The 18,187-nt window shown below is 44.9% G+C and carries 23 protein-coding genes and 1 riboswitch; of the genes, 12 read left to right on the forward strand and 11 right to left on the reverse strand.

All coding sequences use genetic code 11. The annotated features are described in order from the left end of the window. Positions 1-86: 86 nt before the first annotated feature. The 5 genes from ABHN01_RS17620 to ABHN01_RS17640 all read right to left on the reverse strand — a co-directional run bounded on the left by ABHN01_RS17620 (position 87) and on the right by ABHN01_RS17640 (position 3,384). Positions 87-1,493 carry an amino acid permease gene (locus ABHN01_RS17620; protein WP_429876597.1) on the reverse strand — a complete coding sequence of 469 codons (1,407 nt, stop codon included), beginning with the start codon at positions 1,491-1,493 and terminating at the stop codon, positions 87-89. 89 nt (positions 1,494-1,582) lie between these two features. Then, positions 1,583-2,377 carry a serine hydrolase gene (locus tag ABHN01_RS17625; protein WP_429876598.1) on the reverse strand — a complete coding sequence of 265 codons (795 nt, stop codon included), beginning with the start codon at positions 2,375-2,377 and terminating at the stop codon, positions 1,583-1,585. 156 nt (positions 2,378-2,533) lie between these two features. Further along, positions 2,534-2,767: a spore germination protein gene (locus tag ABHN01_RS17630; RefSeq protein WP_429876599.1), complete on the reverse strand. Its 234-nt coding sequence runs from the start codon at positions 2,765-2,767 to the stop codon at positions 2,534-2,536. A 100-nt stretch (positions 2,768-2,867) separates the two neighbouring features. Further along, positions 2,868-3,110 carry a spore germination protein gene (locus tag ABHN01_RS17635; RefSeq protein WP_429876600.1) on the reverse strand — a complete coding sequence of 81 codons (243 nt, stop codon included), beginning with the start codon at positions 3,108-3,110 and terminating at the stop codon, positions 2,868-2,870. Between the two features lie 28 nt (positions 3,111-3,138). After that, complete coding sequence (locus ABHN01_RS17640; protein WP_429876601.1) at positions 3,139-3,384, reverse strand: spore germination protein; 246 nt, start codon at positions 3,382-3,384, stop codon at positions 3,139-3,141. 167 nt (positions 3,385-3,551) lie between these two features. Continuing rightward, positions 3,552-3,664: riboswitch (SAM riboswitch) on the forward strand. A 98-nt stretch (positions 3,665-3,762) separates the two neighbouring features. Between ABHN01_RS17640 and ABHN01_RS17645 the strand changes: the two genes are divergently transcribed. After that, positions 3,763-5,610 carry a bifunctional homocysteine S-methyltransferase/methylenetetrahydrofolate reductase gene (locus ABHN01_RS17645; RefSeq protein ID WP_429876602.1) on the forward strand — a complete coding sequence of 616 codons (1,848 nt, stop codon included), beginning with the start codon at positions 3,763-3,765 and terminating at the stop codon, positions 5,608-5,610. Then, on the forward strand, positions 5,603-9,046 hold the full coding sequence (gene metH / locus ABHN01_RS17650; protein ID WP_429876603.1) for a methionine synthase: 3,444 nt from the start codon (positions 5,603-5,605) through the stop codon (positions 9,044-9,046). The genes ABHN01_RS17645 and metH overlap by 8 nt, the downstream gene beginning before the upstream one ends. 37 nt (positions 9,047-9,083) lie before the next feature. Here the strand turns inward: metH and ABHN01_RS17655 are convergent, their stop codons facing one another. After that, positions 9,084-9,590, reverse strand: coding sequence for a PTS sugar transporter subunit IIA (locus tag ABHN01_RS17655; protein ID WP_429876604.1), 507 nt, complete (start codon positions 9,588-9,590; stop codon positions 9,084-9,086). Positions 9,591-9,809: 219 nt separating this feature from the next. On the opposite strand from ABHN01_RS17655, the gene pdxK reads away from it, so the two are divergent. The 4 genes from pdxK to bshB2 all read left to right on the forward strand — a co-directional run bounded on the left by pdxK (position 9,810) and on the right by bshB2 (position 12,050). Then, complete coding sequence (pdxK, locus tag ABHN01_RS17660) at positions 9,810-10,622, forward strand: pyridoxine/pyridoxal/pyridoxamine kinase (protein ID WP_429876605.1); 813 nt, start codon at positions 9,810-9,812, stop codon at positions 10,620-10,622. An 82-nt stretch (positions 10,623-10,704) separates the two neighbouring features. Further along, positions 10,705-10,905: a YfhD family protein gene (locus tag ABHN01_RS17665; protein ID WP_429876606.1), complete on the forward strand. Its 201-nt coding sequence runs from the start codon at positions 10,705-10,707 to the stop codon at positions 10,903-10,905. A 120-nt stretch (positions 10,906-11,025) separates the two neighbouring features. After that, the gene (locus ABHN01_RS17670) at positions 11,026-11,376 is read left to right on the forward strand and encodes a YojF family protein (RefSeq protein ID WP_290401272.1); all 351 of its coding nucleotides are present in this window, start codon (positions 11,026-11,028) and stop codon (positions 11,374-11,376) included. 11 nt (positions 11,377-11,387) lie between these two features. After that, positions 11,388-12,050 carry a bacillithiol biosynthesis deacetylase BshB2 gene (gene bshB2, locus ABHN01_RS17675; RefSeq protein ID WP_429876607.1) on the forward strand — a complete coding sequence of 221 codons (663 nt, stop codon included), beginning with the start codon at positions 11,388-11,390 and terminating at the stop codon, positions 12,048-12,050. A 120-nt stretch (positions 12,051-12,170) separates the two neighbouring features. On the opposite strand, the gene ABHN01_RS17680 is transcribed toward bshB2, so the two are convergent. Beyond that, complete coding sequence (locus tag ABHN01_RS17680) at positions 12,171-12,539, reverse strand: DUF1992 domain-containing protein (RefSeq protein ID WP_429876608.1); 369 nt, start codon at positions 12,537-12,539, stop codon at positions 12,171-12,173. 114 nt (positions 12,540-12,653) lie between these two features. On the opposite strand from ABHN01_RS17680, the gene ABHN01_RS17685 reads away from it, so the two are divergent. Further along, on the forward strand, positions 12,654-13,058 hold the full coding sequence (locus tag ABHN01_RS17685) for a hypothetical protein (protein ID WP_429876609.1): 405 nt from the start codon (positions 12,654-12,656) through the stop codon (positions 13,056-13,058). Positions 13,059-13,128: 70 nt separating this feature from the next. On the opposite strand, the gene ABHN01_RS17690 is transcribed toward ABHN01_RS17685, so the two are convergent. After that, positions 13,129-13,362 carry an NUDIX domain-containing protein gene (locus tag ABHN01_RS17690; RefSeq protein ID WP_429876610.1) on the reverse strand — a complete coding sequence of 78 codons (234 nt, stop codon included), beginning with the start codon at positions 13,360-13,362 and terminating at the stop codon, positions 13,129-13,131. 59 nt (positions 13,363-13,421) lie between these two features. Here ABHN01_RS17690 and ABHN01_RS17695 point away from each other — a divergent pair, with 59 nt between their 5' ends. After that, positions 13,422-13,706 carry a hypothetical protein gene (locus ABHN01_RS17695; protein WP_290401267.1) on the forward strand — a complete coding sequence of 95 codons (285 nt, stop codon included), beginning with the start codon at positions 13,422-13,424 and terminating at the stop codon, positions 13,704-13,706. A gap of 65 nt (positions 13,707-13,771) precedes the next feature. Next, positions 13,772-13,927, forward strand: a complete 156-nt coding sequence (locus tag ABHN01_RS17700) for a hypothetical protein (protein ID WP_429876611.1) — start codon at positions 13,772-13,774, stop codon at positions 13,925-13,927. 37 nt (positions 13,928-13,964) lie between these two features. Here the strand turns inward: ABHN01_RS17700 and ABHN01_RS17705 are convergent, their stop codons facing one another. Then, positions 13,965-14,699: a hypothetical protein gene (locus ABHN01_RS17705; protein ID WP_290401265.1), complete on the reverse strand. Its 735-nt coding sequence runs from the start codon at positions 14,697-14,699 to the stop codon at positions 13,965-13,967. Positions 14,700-14,902: 203 nt separating this feature from the next. On the opposite strand from ABHN01_RS17705, the gene ABHN01_RS17710 reads away from it, so the two are divergent. Both ABHN01_RS17710 and ABHN01_RS17715 read left to right on the forward strand, forming a co-directional pair. Continuing rightward, positions 14,903-15,190 carry an autorepressor SdpR family transcription factor gene (locus ABHN01_RS17710; protein ID WP_429876612.1) on the forward strand — a complete coding sequence of 96 codons (288 nt, stop codon included), beginning with the start codon at positions 14,903-14,905 and terminating at the stop codon, positions 15,188-15,190. Next, positions 15,187-15,822: an SdpI family protein gene (locus ABHN01_RS17715; RefSeq protein ID WP_429876613.1), complete on the forward strand. Its 636-nt coding sequence runs from the start codon at positions 15,187-15,189 to the stop codon at positions 15,820-15,822. Before ABHN01_RS17710 ends, ABHN01_RS17715 begins: the two co-directional genes overlap by 4 nt. A gap of 63 nt (positions 15,823-15,885) precedes the next feature. Here ABHN01_RS17715 and ABHN01_RS17720 read toward each other — a convergent pair whose 3' ends face one another. Next, positions 15,886-16,338 (reverse strand): SRPBCC family protein, encoded by a 453-nt coding sequence (locus tag ABHN01_RS17720; RefSeq protein ID WP_429876614.1) that lies wholly within the window; start codon positions 16,336-16,338, stop codon positions 15,886-15,888. A gap of 24 nt (positions 16,339-16,362) precedes the next feature. Further along, the gene (locus ABHN01_RS17725; RefSeq protein ID WP_429876615.1) at positions 16,363-16,839 is read right to left on the reverse strand and encodes a MerR family transcriptional regulator; all 477 of its coding nucleotides are present in this window, start codon (positions 16,837-16,839) and stop codon (positions 16,363-16,365) included. A 200-nt stretch (positions 16,840-17,039) separates the two neighbouring features. Between ABHN01_RS17725 and ABHN01_RS17730 the strand changes: the two genes are divergently transcribed. Beyond that, complete coding sequence (locus ABHN01_RS17730; RefSeq protein ID WP_429876616.1) at positions 17,040-17,651, forward strand: class I SAM-dependent methyltransferase; 612 nt, start codon at positions 17,040-17,042, stop codon at positions 17,649-17,651. The last annotated feature ends 536 nt before the right edge of the window (positions 17,652-18,187 follow it).

Genomic DNA, 18,187 nt, shown 5'->3' on the forward strand with positions numbered 1-18,187 from the left:
AGTTGCTGCATCCTGTCAACCAAAAAACAATAATTGGAAATTAGGAACAAAAAAACAGCACCCCTTAATCGAGATGCTGTTATTGCTTATATCGCTTTACGCTGCAGAGCGCCTGTTTTCTCTCTTTTCTTAATGACCAGGTAATAATAAAGATAGCAGCCGATAAAGAAGGGAACACCCAGATAAAGGGCAAGGCGCTGTTCAGGATCAAAGGCCATACTGATCAATACACCAAGGTTCAGCGTAGTAGCGAAAAGCGGAAGAATAGGAAACAATGGCACTTTAAACTTCAAATCCTCAACCTTTCCTCCGTCACGAATGAACTTTCTTCTAAACGCGAACTGTGACGCGGTAATGGCAATCCAGCCCACTTGTGCACCGAGGCCTGCCAATGACAGAAGCCATTCAAACACCGTTTTTTCGGCCTTAAATGCGGACAATAAAGAAAGCAAGGCGACGCCTATCGTGATATACAACGCGTTCATCGGAATCCCGCGTTTGTTCACCCTTCCAAGAGCCGGACTTGCCATTCCTTCTTTCGAAAGTGAGTACAGCATACGAGTTGCCGCATACAAACCAGAGTTAGCAACTGATAACAGCGCTGTTAAGATAACAAAGTTCATGATATCCGCAGCATACGGGATCCCGATGCTGTCAAAGACGACGACAAACGGGCTTTCCACTTTTCCTGCTTTAGCCATCGGCATTAAAGCCGCAAGCACACCGATCGCAAGAACGAAAAAGAAAAGTGTTCTCCAAACCGTTTGACGAATGGAGCGTGGAATGGTTTTTTCAGGATTTTCACTTTCTCCAGATGCAATACCAATCAGCTCTGTTCCCTGGAAAGAGAAGTTAACCGCAATCATGGTGACAAACAGCGCGCTGAATCCATTCGGAAACCAGCCGGCTGAAACAAAATTTGTGAAGCCTGGAGCTGAGCTGGCGCCTTTTATATCGATCAGGCCAAAAATCGCCGCTCCGCCAACAATAATAAATAAAATAATGGCGAGAACCTTAACACTCGCAAACCAAAATTCTGCTTCTCCGAATGCTTTTGCAGAGAGTGCGTTCAATGCAAATAAGACTCCTGCAAAAATTAAGCTCCACATCCAAAGTTCTGAATGGGGAAACCATCTCTGCATCAAAGCGGAAGCTGAGAAAAATTCAAGAGCTACGGTAACTGCCCAGCCGAGCCAATAGAGCCAGCCAATAGCAAATCCTGTTCCCGGCCCGATAAATTTAGTCGTGTACGTTTGGAAAGAACCCGATACAGGCATGGCAACCGAAAGTTCCCCAAGACAGAGCATCGTCAGGTACATGATAAAGCCCCCGACGAGATAAGAAATCACTGCGCCTATCGGACCAGCATCATGAATGGTCATCCCCGAACCGAGAAAGAATCCGGTTCCGATGACACCGCCCAAGGAGATCATAAATAGATGCCTTGCTTTCATGCCTCGCTTGAGCCCTTGATCATTTTGATTTGTAATCATCTTTTCACCTCTGATGTAATATGTATGCGTTTTCATTAAGTATTCATAATTTTATCATTTTTTGTCGAAGAAGCCAAAAACAATTTTTTCTAATTCTTTTGATAACTCAGCATATAGTCATTCACCGCCTTCCCAATAAGCGACAGAGCTTGTCTCCCCTCCGCTTCGTCAGGAAGGTTATTGGTAAGCACTGCTGCATATATCTTCGTTTCTTTTAAAGTGAAGATGCCAGCATCGTGCTCAACTCCTTCCAGTTCTCCCGTCTTGTTCGCTATCATGATCGTTTCTTCATCCATGTAAGCAGGCAGCTTATACCGAAACTGCTGATTTTGAAGGATCTGCAGAATGGCTTTCCTGCTCTCTTCCTTAAGCATCCTTCCGCGTCCGATCTCCTTCAGCAGAAGAATGACATCTCTTGCGGAAGTAAAGTTGTTCTTTCCTTGCTTTACCGCTTCAAAATCCATGAGCCTGCGACCGAGCACTGTCTTGCTGCAGCCCATTTCAGCCAGCAGCGCATTAATTCTGTCCATACCCGTTCTTTCAATCATGATGTTGGCTGCCATATTGTCAGAAACCGTAATCATCAACATGAGAACGTCTGCCAAAGTGACGGTTGCCTCACGGGATAAGAGATGCAGAACCCCGGCTCCTCCAGCTTTTCCTTCTTGATGTAATGAAATTTTGGAAGAGAGATCAATGAGCTTTTGTTCTGCCAGGCGGGAAGACTCCATTAAGATCGGTATCTTAATGAGGCTTGCCGCAGGAAAAATATCATCATCCCTATACTCAATATGCCCCTCTTTCGTTTCGATCCTGTAGGCATAATCTCCATTGTGAGCTTCTATAATACCATTTACCCTGCTATTCAGTTCATTTAACTTCATTCCGTGCTCCTTTCTTTCCGGGCATTATATATTTGTATTTTGCAGAGATTGGCGCGTATTCTGTTCGAACCTCCCACTACTAGCCTTCTTTTTCCGGGCAAAAAACTCCTTCCCGGACAGCAAGAAAAAGGAGCGCACCTACTTAGCGCTCCTTCTTTATTTCTTCTGATCGTCCTGTTCTTCGCTTTGGCTCATATCATTCTCGTCGTTATCTTCATTGATATTGATCATATACGCACAGGCATCTGAGCAGTCACCGAACGCCACAACCGCTCCAACCGATTTGGTGTTGGCTGTATGGCTGTTCTGGATGGTTGTTCCGATATCGAGGTTACCGTTTTGAGTCATACCGTTTATGATGATCTTTCCGATTTTAAAAGAATAACGCAATTCTGTTCCATCCTTTTCGCTCTTTACCTACAGTGTATGGCTTGAACAAAAAGGTGATTGGACAGACCAACTCGTTTACCTAAAAACAGGCGGACATGATTTACGGCTGGGCAACGACTGGAGCTGACGGGTTCGCTACCTGGCCCTGATCGCTGATATCCGGATCGAGGTTGCTGTTCACCATGAATCCGGTGGAAGGAGAAAAATCTCCAAGAGAAACCGTAGAACCAACTGACTTTGTGTTGGCTGTATGGCTGTTATGGACGGTAGGGCCGATATCTATGTTACCGTTCATGGTCACACCGTTTGTTTTAATATTAAATATATTGAACAGATAGGGCATGCAGAGACCTCCCTTCTTTTTCTCAACTTTATCCCGGCTGATTGTTGAATGCTGTATCCGCATTTCCGTATTCGTTTTGATCATTGATGTCAGGATCGTATACCATGTTCTTCATCATGGCTTCAGCCGGTGAATGATCCCCTACTGAACTGTTGTCCCCATTGGATTTTGTGTTGGCTGTGTGGCTGTTATGAAAGGTTGATCCCAGATTCAGTGAACTGTTGCTCGCCAGACTGTTTATCTTTAAATAATAAATATTAACCATGCACGGCATTGTGATCCCCACCTTTAAAAGTGTTGGTGTAGTGTATGATAAATGTCCCTTAAAGGTGAAAAAGGGATGTTCCCGGTCAACATCTCCATATTACGATTTGAAAAAGCTATTGAAATCTTCCAACAATTATTGTAAGGTATAGAGAACTAATTTTATAGTAATTTGGTTTCTTATCCAGAGAGGTTAAGGGAATGGCCCGTTGACACCTCAGCAACCTTCAGCTCAAAAGCTGAAAAGGTGCTAAGTCCAACAAGTTCGATATGAACTTGAAAGATAAGAAGAATGACCTCGAAATTTTCAAAGTCTTCTTCTTTAAGAAGGCTTTTTTTATTTTTATTGGGCCGCTGGAAGATACCGAACCAACAGGAGGACCGTGTTATGGGATTATTAAAAGATCTGGAAGACAAAATATTAATTGCTGATGGAGCCATGGGAACGCTTCTATACTCATATGGGACGGACTGCTGTTTCGAACAGCTGAACCTGACCCATCCTGAACAGATTCAGTCCATCCATCAGGCCTACATTCAGGCTGGTGCACATGTGATACAGACCAATACTTACAGCGCCAACTATATTAAACTGCAAAGATATGGTTTGGAGGAGCAAGTGAAAGATCTGAACAGTGCCGCTGTGAAACTTGCAAAAAAAGCAGCTGCGAATGGAGAGTATGTTCTGGGGACAATCGGAGGAATCCGTGGAACCGGTCCAAGCTCGCTTTCAATTGAAGAAATTAAGAGAAGCTTCCGGGAACAGCTCTACTGTCTGCTGTTGGAAGGTGTAGACGGCCTGCTATTGGAGACCTTTTACGATCTGGAGGAACTCGAAACCGTACTCGAAATTACACGAAGCCAGACCAGTGTCCCGATCATCTCACAGATTTCCCTGCAGGAAGTCGGAGTGTTAAACGACAGGACGCCTATCAACACTGCGATTAGACGCCTTGAAGACTTAGGAGCAGATGTCGTTGGGCTCAACTGCCGCCTTGGCCCTTTTCATATGATCAAGACGCTCGAAGAAGTGGAGATTCCGAAGCACGCCTTCCTTTCCGCATATCCAAATGCCAGTCTTCCTTCTTATGTCGATGGAAAGTTTCAGTATGAAGGAGACGCCGAGTATTTTAAAAACAGTGCTTTACTGTTCAGAGAACAGGGTATCCGCCTGCTCGGAGGCTGCTGTGGTACGACGCCAGCTCATATTGAAGCATTCTCCAAAGAACTGCATGGACTGCAGCCGATTACTGAAAAAGTAGTTAAAAAGAGGCCGGAGCCAGTTGCCGTTCGTGAGGCAGGACAAAAGCCTGAGATTTCCCTGCCTGGCATTTTAAAGGAGAGGCGATCAGTGATCGTGGAGCTCGACCCTCCCCGAAAGCTCGATACTTCCCTTTTCTTTGAAGGCGCGAAGGCATTAAAAGAAGCCGGTGCAGATGCGATTACACTTGCAGACAACTCTTTGGCATCTCCAAGGATCTGCAATACTTCCCTTTCTTCATTGGCGAAAGCTCAGACAGGCGTCCAGCCCATCGTCCATCTCGCTTGCCGGGACCGGAATATCATCGGCCTTCAATCCCATTTAATGGGGCTTCATACACTCGGTCTGCACGATATCCTGGCGATTACGGGTGATCCGGCAAAGGTCGGCGATTTCCCTGGAGCCTCCAGTGTCTATGACGTTACTTCCATCGAACTGATTAAAATGATCAAACAGTTCAACGAAGGTGTCTCTCTTTCCGGAAAAGATTTGGGGCAGAAAACACAATTCACAGTTGGGGCTGCCTTTAACCCGAATGTAAAGTCACTTGAACGTGCGGTTCAGCGGGCTGAGAAGAAAATAGAAAGCGGGGCGGATTACTTTATCAGCCAGCCGGTCTACTCTGAAGAGAAACTGCTGGAGTTCCACGATGCCGTCAAAGGTTTGCCGGTTCCGTTCTACGTTGGCATCATGCCTCTCACGTCCAGCCGCAATGCCGACTTTCTGCATTATGAGGTGCCGGGCATCAAACTGACGGATCAGATACGTGAACGCATGGCAACGTTTAAAGATGATCCGGTATCTGCAGCAAGGGAAGGGCTTCAGATCTCAAAATCACTGATTGATGCAGCTTCTGAGCTGTTTAACGGCATTTATTTGATCACCCCTTTTATGAGATTCGAACTGACAGCTGAACTGACACAATATGCCTACGAAATTGACCGCCAACAAACAAGGAGGATTCAGAATGTCTAATCATACCCTTCAACAGCAGCTTAAGAAAAAAATACTGATCATGGACGGGGCGATGGGCACCATTCTCCAGCAGGCTAATCTGACTGCCGAAGATTTTGGCGGCGAAGACCTGGAAGGCTGCAACGAGAACCTTAACTTTACCCGTCCGGATGTAATCCTCGATGTTCATCTTCAATATTTACACGCAGGTGCCGACATCATAGAGACAAATACATTCGGCGCCACTGATCTTGTACTCGACGAATACGGAATCGGCTATAAAGCGTATGAAACGAATAAAAAGGCAGCTGAAATTGCACGGGAAGCTGTTAACCAAGTATCAACGCCAGACTGGCCGAGGTTTGTAGCCGGGGCAATGGGACCGACTACGAAAACCTTGAGTGTAACAGGCGGAGCTACGTTTGAAGGGCTGACCGCTTCGTATGAAGAACAGGCAAAGGGACTCCTTGACGGAGGTGCCGACCTTCTTCTTCTTGAAACGAGCCAGGATATGCTCAACGTCAAAGCCGGTTTTATCGGTATCAAACGAGCGTTTAAATCCGCCGGAAAAGAAGTCCCACTTATGGTGTCAGGCACCATCGAGCCGATGGGAACGACGCTGGCGGGCCAGTCCATTGAAGCTTTCTATATCTCCCTGGAGCACATGAAGCCTTTGGCAGTTGGCTTAAACTGTGCGACCGGGCCGGAATTCATGACCGACCATATCCGCTCGCTCTCCGCCCTCTCCCTTTCCGCGGTCAGCTGTTATCCGAACGCCGGCCTTCCGGATGAAGACGGTAACTACCATGAGACACCGGAGACCCTTGCAAAGAAAATCAGTGCTTTTGCCGCTGAAGGCTGGCTGAACATCGCAGGCGGTTGCTGTGGTACAACCCCTGATCATATCAGGGCCATCTCCGAAGCGTTAAAGCCACTGAAGCCGAGGACTGTCCCTGAAAGCCATTCCCATACCGTATCAGGGATTGAACCGCTGATCTATGATGATCCTTCCATGCGCCCGTTGATGGTCGGTGAGCGCACCAACGTGATCGGTTCACGTAAATTTAAGCGGCTCATTGCAGAAGGAAAGTTTGAAGAAGCAGCTGAGATCGCCCGCGCTCAAGTAAAAAAAGGTGCTCACGTTATCGATATCTGCCTTGCCGACCCAGACCGCGAAGAGCTGGAGGACATGGAAAACTTTATTAAAGAAGCGGTAAAAAAGGTAAAAGTTCCTCTTGTGATCGATTCTACGGATGATGAAGTACTGGAGAAAGCGCTGAAATACTCTCAAGGAAAAGCCATCATCAACTCGATTAATCTGGAGGACGGTGAGGAGCGGTTTGAAAAAGTCGCCCCCATCATCTCCCGTTACGGAGCCGCGGTAGTTGTGGGAACGATCGATGAAAAAGGCATGGGGGTAACAACCGGCCGTAAGCTTGAAATTGCCAAACGATCCTATGATCTTCTTGTCAATAAGTACGGCATCACTCCGAGCGATATTATTTTTGACCCTCTCGTCTTCCCTGTCGGTACAGGAGACGAACAGTATATCGGTTCCGCTAACGCGACGGTGGAAAGCTTGAGAAAGCTGAAAGAAACGTTCCCTGAATGCCAAACGATTCTTGGCATCAGCAACGTTTCGTTCGGTCTCCCTCCTGTCGGGCGGGAAGTTTTAAATGCTGTGTACCTGTATTCCTGTACGCAGGCGGGTCTGGATTACGCGATCGTAAATACGGAAAAGCTGGAGCGCTACGCTTCTATTCCTGAAGAAGAAGTAGAAATGGCAAAAGCCTTGCTGTTTGAGACGACTGATGAAAATTTGGCTGCATTTACGGAATTCTACCGCGGCAAGAAAAAAGAGGCAAAAACGCCTGTCGTGGAACTTCCTCTTGACGAACGCCTCGCTTTTTATGTTGTCGAAGGGACGAAGGAAGGGCTCATTCCTGATCTGGATCTTGCACTGTCTCAGTATGATGCGCCATTAGAGATTATAAACGGGCCGCTTATGGCAGGAATGGAGGAAGTCGGACGGCTCTTTAACGATAATCAGCTCATTGTAGCTGAGGTTCTGCAGAGCGCCGAAGTCATGAAAACCGCCGTCGCCCACCTTGAGCCCCATATGGAGAGCAGCGGAGCGGTCAGCACAAAGGGCAAGGTGTTACTTGCCACAGTGAAAGGGGATGTCCATGATATCGGCAAAAACCTCGTCGATATCATCCTCGGCAACAATGGCTATGAAGTCGTCGATCTTGGGATCAAAGTAACTTCGCAGGAGTTGATTCAAGCCATACAGAAGGAGAATCCGGATGTAGTTGGCCTTTCGGGACTGCTTGTAAAATCTGCCCAGCAGATGGTGCTTACCGCCACCGATTTACGGGAGTCCGGCATATCCGTGCCCATCCTTGTGGGCGGGGCTGCCTTGACCCGTAAGTTTACAGAAAACCGGATCGCCAATGAATACGAGGGTACAGTGCTGTACGCCAAAGATGCCATGGATGGGTTGAGCCTTGCGAATAAGCTTCAAAAAGGAGTGGTGTTTGAAAAGCCCGCTGTGAAGGCAACTCCAGCGGAAGACAAGGAACTTATAGCCTCTCGATCAGGCACTGCGGTTGCAGTACCTGCTAAGGTTCGCCCTTCTGTTGATCAAAGTCTTAAGGTCTTTGTGCCGAAAGATACGGAACGGCATGTGTTTAAGTCGTACCCTTTATCTTCTGTAGTTCCTTATATTAATTTGCAGATGCTCCTCGGTCACCATTTAGGGGTGAAGGGAAAGGTCTCACGCCTGCTTGCGGAGAAAGATGAACGGGCACTGGAGATAAAAGGAATAGTCGATGAGCTGCTTCGGGAGAGCCAGGATAAAAAATTAATCGCTCCTGCTGCACTTTATCAATTCTTCCCTGCACAGTCGGATGGAGAGAGGCTCTATATCTATGATCCTAACGATACTTCCCGTATCATTGAGACATTCGAGTTTCCACGGCAGACGAGAGAACCAAACCTCTGCCTCGCAGACTACGCCAAGCCGGTCGACAGCGGCGAGATGGATTATGTCGGATTCTTTGCAGTAACCGCAGGAAGCGGCATCCGTGAGCGTGCGCAGCAGCTTAAAGCCGAAGGCCGTTTTTTGGAAAGCTTCGCGCTCCAATCTCTTGCGCTTGAAACGGCGGAAGGACTGGCAGAACTCATTCACCGCCAGATGAGGGATAAGTGGGGGTTCCCTGACCCTGTTACTCTTTCGATGCAGGATCGCTTTTCAGCGAGATACCAAGGCCAGCGTTTCTCATTTGGTTACCCAGCCTGCCCGGATCTTGAAGATCAAGCAAAGCTGTTTAAACTCCTTCAGCCCGAAGAGATCGGCATTCAGCTGACAGAGGGATTCATGATGGAACCTGAAGCATCGGTAACAGCCCTTGTATTCTCTCACCCTGAAGCCCGCTATTTTAATGTGCTAGTATAAAAAACAGGAAAGAAGATTCTCTCTTCTTTCCTGTTTTTTATTTAATATCCGTGATTTGCATAATCTTTGTCGTGCCGGCTTGGGCATGTTCACTGCTGAACTTTTCAATGGCGCCAGCTTTATCGCCATTCGTAATGATGACAGGAGTAACCGTACTTTTCGCTTTTTCCTTCACAAGATCTACATTAAAGGAAATGAGCGGCTGACCGGTTCTTACACGATCGCCTTCTTTTACAAGAGATGTGAAGCCCTCCCCTTTCATCATGACCGTTTCAAGGCCGATGTGAATGAGAACCTCCATGCCCAATTGTGTTTTAATGCCAACAGCATGTTTGGTCGGGAATACTTGAAGGATTTCACCATCGACAGGAGACATTAGCTCACCGTCTTCAGGCATAATCGCTATGCCATCGCCCATCATTTTTTCTGAGAAAACAGGATCTGGCACATCTTCAAGGGGAATGACCTCACCGTTCAATGGTGAAACAATAATTTCTTCGGCTGGTGCTTTATTTTCTTTTTTACCAAATAATTTTTTCAGCATACGATTCATCCTTTCATGTTGTTTGTTATTTAGTAAAACATAAGTTGGACAAATGAAGCAAAGAAATCCCTTTCTGCTTTTACTTTTCACTGTTTTTAAGCAGTGTAAACGAACATCCAGTAAATTTCATGCAGAATAGAAGATTTTGTCTCTATAGCAAACATTGATATAATAGGACCTATAAAAAAATTAAAGACAGTCATTAAAGGAGATTGGATAATGAGTAAGTTTAAAGCATTAACCATTGCCGGTTCCGATACAAGCGGCGGAGCTGGTATCCAGGCAGATTTAAAAACTTTCCAGGAGCTCGGAGTATATGGCATGACAGCCATCAATGTAGTGGTGGCCCAGGATCCTCATAGGGACTGGTATCATGAAGTATTCTTGCTTCCACTCGATCTTTTTAAAGCACAGCTTGAAACCGTTCTTGCCGGTATCGGCGTTGATGCAGTAAAAACGGGGATGCTGGCTTCAGTGGATGTTATTCATGCGACAGCAGAAGCCATTGATAAATATGACATTAAAAATGTAGTGGTCGATCCTGTTATGGTATGTAAAGGGGCCGAACCGCTGCAGCCGGAATTGGCCGAAACACTTCAAAACGTTCTCGTTCCTAAAGCAACCGTCGTCACACCGAATTTATTTGAAGCCGCCCACCTAAGCGGGATGGCACCAATTACGACGATCGAACAAATGAAGGAAGCAGCGCAAAAGATTCAGGCTGGCGGCGCCAAGTATGTCATCGTTAAAGGCGGCGGAAAACTAGTTCATGAAAAAGCAGTCGATGTGCTTTTTGATGGCGATAACTTTGACATCCTGGAATCCGACCGTATTGATACGACCTACACGCATGGTGCCGGCTGTACGTATTCTTCTGCAGTCGCTGCCGAGTTAGCGAAAGGAAGGTCTGTAAAAGAAGCGATCGCTGTTGCAAAAGATTTTATTACAGAAGCGATCCGCCATTCATTCCCGCTGAACCAGTACGTTGGGCCCACTGACCACAGTGCGTACCGCAATTCAAAAAATCGCTGAACCAGAGAATGAGCAGTGAATAAAAAAAGCCTTTCCTAGGGATTATACTCACATACGATTTTAAGAAAAAGGTGGGTTAACCATGGGCAGAGGCAACAGCCATAAACAGCCGGCACGCGATAAAAACAAAGCCACGCTTCCTCAAGTTCCAAAGAATGAAATTGTACATGACAGTAAGGAAGTGGAACTTGCTATAGAACTGACTTCTCATTATGAACTGAAATCGCGGCCGGGTTTTGATCCAACGGAAGCTGTTCGCAAGGATGATGAAGATCAAAAATAGAAAGACCTAAGAGGGATTAAATATTTTTAATGCCTCTTTTTTTATGTAAGCAGTTTATTTAACGCTTTGTCATCCTTAAAGTATAATGATTGAAATGAAGCTTTTTGAGGAGGGAAACCCTTGCAGCCGATTACACCAGAAACGGTTCAGAATGAGATCGACAAATTCTTGAACCAGGATGTTTATTTACATTTGGAAACAACGAACGGAGCATACGCCTCTCACTTTAATCAGTCCTTTTTTTCAGTGGGCGCCTATATACGAAACGCCAAAATAAATTTCGAGCGCGGGGTGATCACAGGAGAAAAATCACCTTACCGTGCTGGATTAAAAATTAACATTGGATGGGTTTACGCTGAAGGCTTGACGCATTGGGAAGTCAACGAAGACGGCCAGCTTCTCCTTGCTGGCCATGATGCGGAAGGCAAATTAGCGGTCGCGCTTCAGCTGAGCCCTCATCCGTTTGAATAGGAGGTAAACGTATGTCACATGAACATGTTTTAGTCGTTTTCCCACATCCTGATGATGAAGCGTTTGGGGTATCAGGGACCATTGCGATGAATACAAAAAAAGGAGTACCTGTCACCTATGTTTGCCTAACGCTGGGTGAGATGGGGCGCAATATGGGGAATCCGCCGTTTGCCACCAGAGAATCGTTGCCGAAAATCAGAAAAAAAGAACTGGAAACGGCTGCCGGTGTCTTAAACATCAGCGATTTACGATGCTGGGGTCTACGGGATAAAACCGTTGAGTTCGAAGACCCCAAAACATTGGCTGCGCGAATCGGAAACGTCATTGATGAACTGAAACCTTCACTCATCATTACATTTTATCCTGGCTATAGCGTCCACCCTGACCATGAAGCCACGGGAGCCGCAGTCATCAGAGCGGTTGAGCAGCTTCCTGCAGATGAGCGTCCTGCCGTTCATTGTGTCGCTTTTTCCAATGACTGCTACGAAATGCTCGGTGAACCCGATGTGATCAACGATGTGAGTTCCGTCTCCGATCAAAAACTTGAAGCCATTAAAGCCCACCGCTCCCAAACGGAGTGGATCATCGCGGCAATGGCTGAAGAAAACAAAGACAAAGTGCCAGAAGTGTTAAAACGAATGAACAGAGAACAATTTTGGACCTATAAATTTTAAATGAAAAAGGCTGATGCCTGAAGGACACATGAAGTGTCATCAGGATCAGTCTTTTTTAATGTGATGCTGCTATTCCTTTTTGCAGCTGTTGCCATAAAAAAATTCCATATCCCGAGGCATTTAAAACTTTTTATAAATTTTATCTTTATAGGCACCGAATGCGGGTGATGTTGTGATGCTTCGCTTTTCCATCAAACGGTTGAAACGGAGCGATTTTTCATTCCATTTTTTCTTTAACTTTTCCTTTTCGCCCGGATCCATACAGCAGCCGATCATGTCCTGAAGCGTCATCATCTCTTTTTTCAGCTGAAGTTCTTCAGGCAGGATGTTTGCATTTTTCAAGATTTTATAACCGATTCTTAATTCAGGAGGAACAGCAGAAAGGTCTTCCAGCTCCAGCGGCTTCCCTTTTCCCGGCAAATGATCGAAGTCTCCGTTATCAATCGCATCCTTAATGCGCTGCTCTGCCATCAAAAACGCAAAATCCATAGATTGATGCCTCCTTTAAACGAGTGTTTAACCTCCTTTTATTATACTACACAGTACTATCTCCTGCTTACTCGCCATAGGATGTAATAAGGAAATTAGAGGGGGATTAAAACTGTGAAAACAAAAAGTGGACAAGTTACCGAAGAGATGGTTTCCCGCTTTCACGAACTGAACCAGCAAGCCAAAGCAATCGATGCCGAGTTGTCAGAGCTGAAAAAGAAGTTTAATGCTCATTTTGATTTTACTTGTGGCGAGAGTGAAAAAGGCGAGGTTCAGTACGGCAGCTATAAACTTCAGCGCCAGATCCGAAAATCAGAAAGCTTTCATACAGAAAAAACAGTTCAAAAACTGGAGGAACTCAATCTCCAGGACTGTATCATCACAACAAAGCTGCCAGACAAGCAAAAGATTGAAGCAGCCATGACTCTGGGCCTTATCCCTTTAGGTGAACTGGATGATTGTTTACTGCGCAAAACAACACCGGTCATTGTTGTAAAAGAAATGCCAAGCGTTAAATAAGAGCCGGCTCATATCCGGCTCTTTTCACATTAACTGATAAGCCTGTGCAACAGCCCACCCCCCGCCCAATCTATTGTTTGATGAGACTGCTCCATCCCAGTTCTTCCGTTGCCTCGCGCTGCAAGCATTCAGCATGTGACTCCTCACCCTCTGTCCCTCCAGGCAAGAAGAAGCCCTTCTGGGTCTTCATTACGGCTATTTTTTCTCTCCGATCGTCAAAAATAATAGCATACACGCCTGTTCTGCGTATGTATTGCAATCCAGCTTCTTTTTTCCCGAAAGAGGGTATTTGCTGATTCATCATGAATAGATTCATAGTTTTTTGGAAATGATAGTTTTAAATAAGCTTAAGGGGATGAGCGGATGAACATTTACGAATATACCGTAATGAACGTTGTAATGGCCTTTGAGGAAAAGGATTTAAATATCATAGATGAGCATTTAATGAAAATTGCTTATAAAGTAGCGGAGGATTTTACGAATGACCAGATCTCTGTCTCACTTATCACTTCCATTACAATGGATATCATGCCGGGGATCATACATATCGAAGCCGGCCCTCATGACTGGCAGTTCGATCTTGACGGCCAATATATCGGCAATGGATTATTTAACGACGTTTCGGTTGAACTGGTCGGTATGGTTTAAAACATCGCCAATCAGAACATAATCTTTACGTAACGACTATTCCATAAAACGAAAGGAAGATCCATTTGTCCCGAGGAAAAGAGTTTGAACACAAGAAAAAAGGGCATCCCGGTAATTTCCCGGAAGGCAGCATCACTCCTAAACAGGGAAAAGAAAAGGCGGAAGTCGATCCCTACATTGTGACGAACGAAGCATTCAAGAACCGAAAAGAAGAAGAGTAAAAGAAATGCTGCCGCTGGTACAAACCGGCGGCCTCTTTTATTGCTTAAAAAAATCTGTTAGTTTTTGCTGAAGCTCCTCTTTTCTTTCTTTAAGCTGCCTGTGGCGATGGCCATTGGCACCTGAAGGATGCGGAAAACCAAGCAAACATCGTGACTCATCCATTTCCCCTTCGTCAATAAATAGAAGAAGAACATCTTCTACCGCTCTGCCCAAAGGAATGATCAGTGGATTCTGCAATGGCTGAATATCTGTTTTAAGTGTGTCCCGCGCATATTTCATGAGAACAGGACTGCTCTTTATTGACGGCTGGTGTCCTGTATAATTTTTATTTCCGGCGAATACAGGGTATTTCAGCAAAGAAACGGTGTGCAGCAGCTTCCTGTTTCCTTTAAATAATGAGGCCGCCTCTGAAAGGCTTAAAAAGGCAGGCAGTTCGAGCTCATCCAGCATTTGGACCAGGTGCTTTCTCATGCTTCCGGAAAACTGGGCAGATTCTTTGGCTGCTTCTAACATTTCCATCTTTTCTCTTCCTTCATCCATCAGCATTCTCACTGTGCGGAACGCGTTCTCCATCTGAATCCAGCCTGGTGTAATTCCTACAATGACTACTTTTCCTTGGTCATTCACAATTTCATTATGAGGAGAATAATAAATGTCAAGCGTTCCGTTTTGTTCGATGCGAAACTGAGGCAGCAGCAAGTCCTCTTTTGTGTAGCGGCTTTTGATCGGGAGAGACTGGATGTCCTTCAGATAATGCTCAAAGTAATTCATACGTAAATCCTCCTTTCGTTAGTTTGAACGATAATCTCTTTGGATTCCATTTTCCCCAAAAAATTTTTTCTTTTTAGACGATCATCAAAAAAAGCTTTCATTTTGGTTACATTGAACTGCCTGCCTATTTACAACCCCTTCTTTTCTGTGTAATATTTAGATAAACATCTAAATACTTTTTCTTCCAAATGGAGTGGATTTTATTGAATGAAGTATTTAAGGCATTAGCGGACCCCACCCGCCGTAAGATCCTTGATCTGTTAAAAAACCAGGACTTGAGCGCGGGCGAAATTGCGGATCATTTTGAAATGACCAAACCTACCATCTCCCATCATTTAAACACCTTAAAGAAAACCGGACTTATACAAGATGTGAAGCTAGGCCAGTTCGTCATCTACTCTCTGAATACAACCGTTTTTCATGATGTAATGAACTGGTTCATGGGTGTCATGCAATCCGATTATAAGGTTAAAGGAGAGAACGAAAAATGAAATTATTGCTCATTCTTGCTGCAGCTGCTCTTTGGCTCGTGTTTTACTCCAAACTCCCGGCTGAACTGCCCATCCACTGGAACATGAAGGGGGAAATTGACGGATACTCTACCAAACTCGGCGCCATGCTGACGAATCTTGGCATCATGATTCTTTTGTATTTACTATTCCGCTTCTTGCCAAAGATCGACCCTAAAAAAGAAAATTACAAAAGTTTCTCGCGCAGCTATTCTATAATTAACTCTTCCCTGTTCGTCTTTTTTTTCCTGATCAATCTGATGGTTATTCTGACCGGACTTGGTTATGACCTATCGATGAACTCTTTGATGCCTGTCATTCTTGGAGGATTGTTTATCGTTCTTGGAAACTATATGCAGCAGGTAAAACCAAACTATTTTGTTGGAATCAAGACTCCGTGGACACTGGCTGATGAGAACGTCTGGCGTCAGACCCACCGCTTCAGTTCCAAGTTGTTTGTCGCTGCTGGCATTATTGTTCTGCTTGCTTTATTTGCACCTTCCGAGTGGAGAGATTTTATTATTCTGCCCTCCATACTCGGTGCTGCACTCGTTTCTGTCGGCTCATCCTACTATTTTTTCAAAAAGAAAAAGGACTTCACGAGTAAAATGTAGCCATGCTGTTTAAAAAAAAGAGACCGGCTGATAAAATTTCAGCCGGTTGCTCATTTTTTAATGTTATTTTTTAGAGGTCGCTGGTAATAGCGTTTCTCCAAGTTTGTCCAATAGTATTTTTGTTCCATGTTCCCTTTGAGACACGTTATCGAGTCCATCCAGAAAAGACCCCTGCTCCGTTAATAGAAGCTGGGTACCGCTTCCCTTCGCTTTAAATTCGATGCTTGCAACAGAGACTGAGATTCTTGTTTTACCGAGATCCATCGCGTATGAATAGATGATCCGCTCGCTTGGAACGATTTCTTGATAAATAGCATCATAGGTATATTGATGTCCATCAGGCGCTATCCCTTGGCTATATTCTCTTCCGCCAACCCGAAAATCGAATTCTTCCCCAATGGGAAACCACAAGGCTTTCTCATCTGGATCGGCCCAGGCCGTATATACTCTTGAAGGCGTTACATCGTAGTAGCGGTCAATAATAAACGTGTCATGTGAAACAGATCGTCCACTCATCATTTATCCTCCTTTATCTAATTCTTAAGCCTTTTCTGTGAGAAAATCACCTAGACGGTCCAAGCTGCGCTCGATACTTCCCTTCCGTTCAGTTAAAAATTCTTCATGATGCTTATTCATCATTGACAGCAGCATCGAGAAGTCTTTTACCGATACCTTCTCTTCCTTTTCCATATGGACTGCTACATTTAATAACGCTTTTAAAAGCTTTTGCTGGGCGTTGATATTTTTCTTAATCCGGGTAATTTGAAGCCATACGAAATCTAATGGATTGTATTGGTTATCATTTAAAATCGATTTTATCTCCTCTAAAGATACCTCCAACTCCTTTAAGGCAAGTATTTGCTGCAGGCGAAAAAAATCATTCTTATCATATAGCCTGTGCCCTGAGCCGGAATGCGCTGATGGTGATAATAAATCAATTTGATCATAATATCGCAGCGTACGAACGGTCAGCCCTGCTACTGCGGCCAGTTCACCAATCTTATATTTTCCCTCCATAATCAGCTCCTTCCTTTTTCGCAAGCTTTCTGCCGGCAACTCTACTGTACAACATGCCGTTGCGTAAGGTTCAAGCATTTAATGAAATTTTCTGAAAATATTTTTTTCGAATGGCTGACAGCAGCTTATAACATCAGCTTTTTGATGCCCCTTTTTTCGGGTACATTGATTATAGAATCCAAAGGGTGGGAGTGTACCATATGAGTTTCAGGCAAAATATCTTCGAACAATTTGAAAAACCCGAGGGTCTGCTCGGTAAGCTGGCGGGTAAAATCATGTCCAGCGAAAACAAGGAACTGAATGAATGGACCATTTCTGCACTGCAGCCGGGAGCGGGTGACCGTCTCCTGGAAGTGGGTTATGGGCCGGGTGTAGGCATTGAATTTGTGTGCAGCAGCTATCCCTCCTGCCACATCGTCGGCTATGATGTTTCACATGTCATGAAGAAACAAGCAGAATCACGGAACGATTCGTTCATAAAAGAAGGACGCGTGGAGCTGTTTGAAGGTCCCATCACTTCAGCCGATAAGCACACACCGAAATTTGATGGCGTGTATACCGTAAATTCCATCTTCATCTGGAACGATCCGATTGGGGATCTTAAAAAGATTAAGAGTCTGATGAAGGAACAGGCCCGTATAGCTGTTACCCTTCAGCCACACGAAAAAGGAGCAGATGATGATACTACAAAAGAAATCGGAAGGATTATCTCCCTTTATTTAAAGGAGGCAGGTTTTTCTCATATTTCCGCAAGCGTGAAGAACATGAGACCTGTGGATGCCGTGATCGTAACAGCTGCCAAGCCAGTGTAAAAATTATAAAATTTTATTGTAAATGAAGTTTTATTTCTTTCAGACGGGGTAAACAAACCATGCAACACTATGTCACCCATATGGAGGGAATTGAGATGAGAAAGAACAATCGTTCCGTAACATCCAATGAGCCAAGAGATGGACCGAATAGTGAATGCAACACAGAAATAGGAATAAAAGATTAGCGTGGTTCATATTTTTGTAAAGCAAGACTAAGCAAGACGTTTAGGCAGTAAAAGGTACGATGTGTGAACAGATCAGCTCTATGTTTGAGGCAAGATGCAACACTATACCGCCATATACAGGAGGTTTGCAAATGGTTAAGGACGTCTACAGTTCCGAAACTTGCAATGATCCGAGAGATGGACCAGATAGTGAATGCACGTGTGAAAGAGCGATTTAAAGCAGAGTTTGAATTGTATTTGTGATTAAATGAGTGAAAACACTATTCAGAGCCAAACGGAGGGGATCTCTCATGAATCGGAACAGTTTTTGTTCCGAAACTTGCGAAGAACCAAGAGCTGGACCTAATAGTG

It is taken from the genome of Fictibacillus sp. NRS-1165 (assembly GCF_050468105.1).
Classification (GTDB): domain Bacteria; phylum Bacillota; class Bacilli; order Bacillales; family Fictibacillaceae; genus Fictibacillus_C; species Fictibacillus_C terrinigri.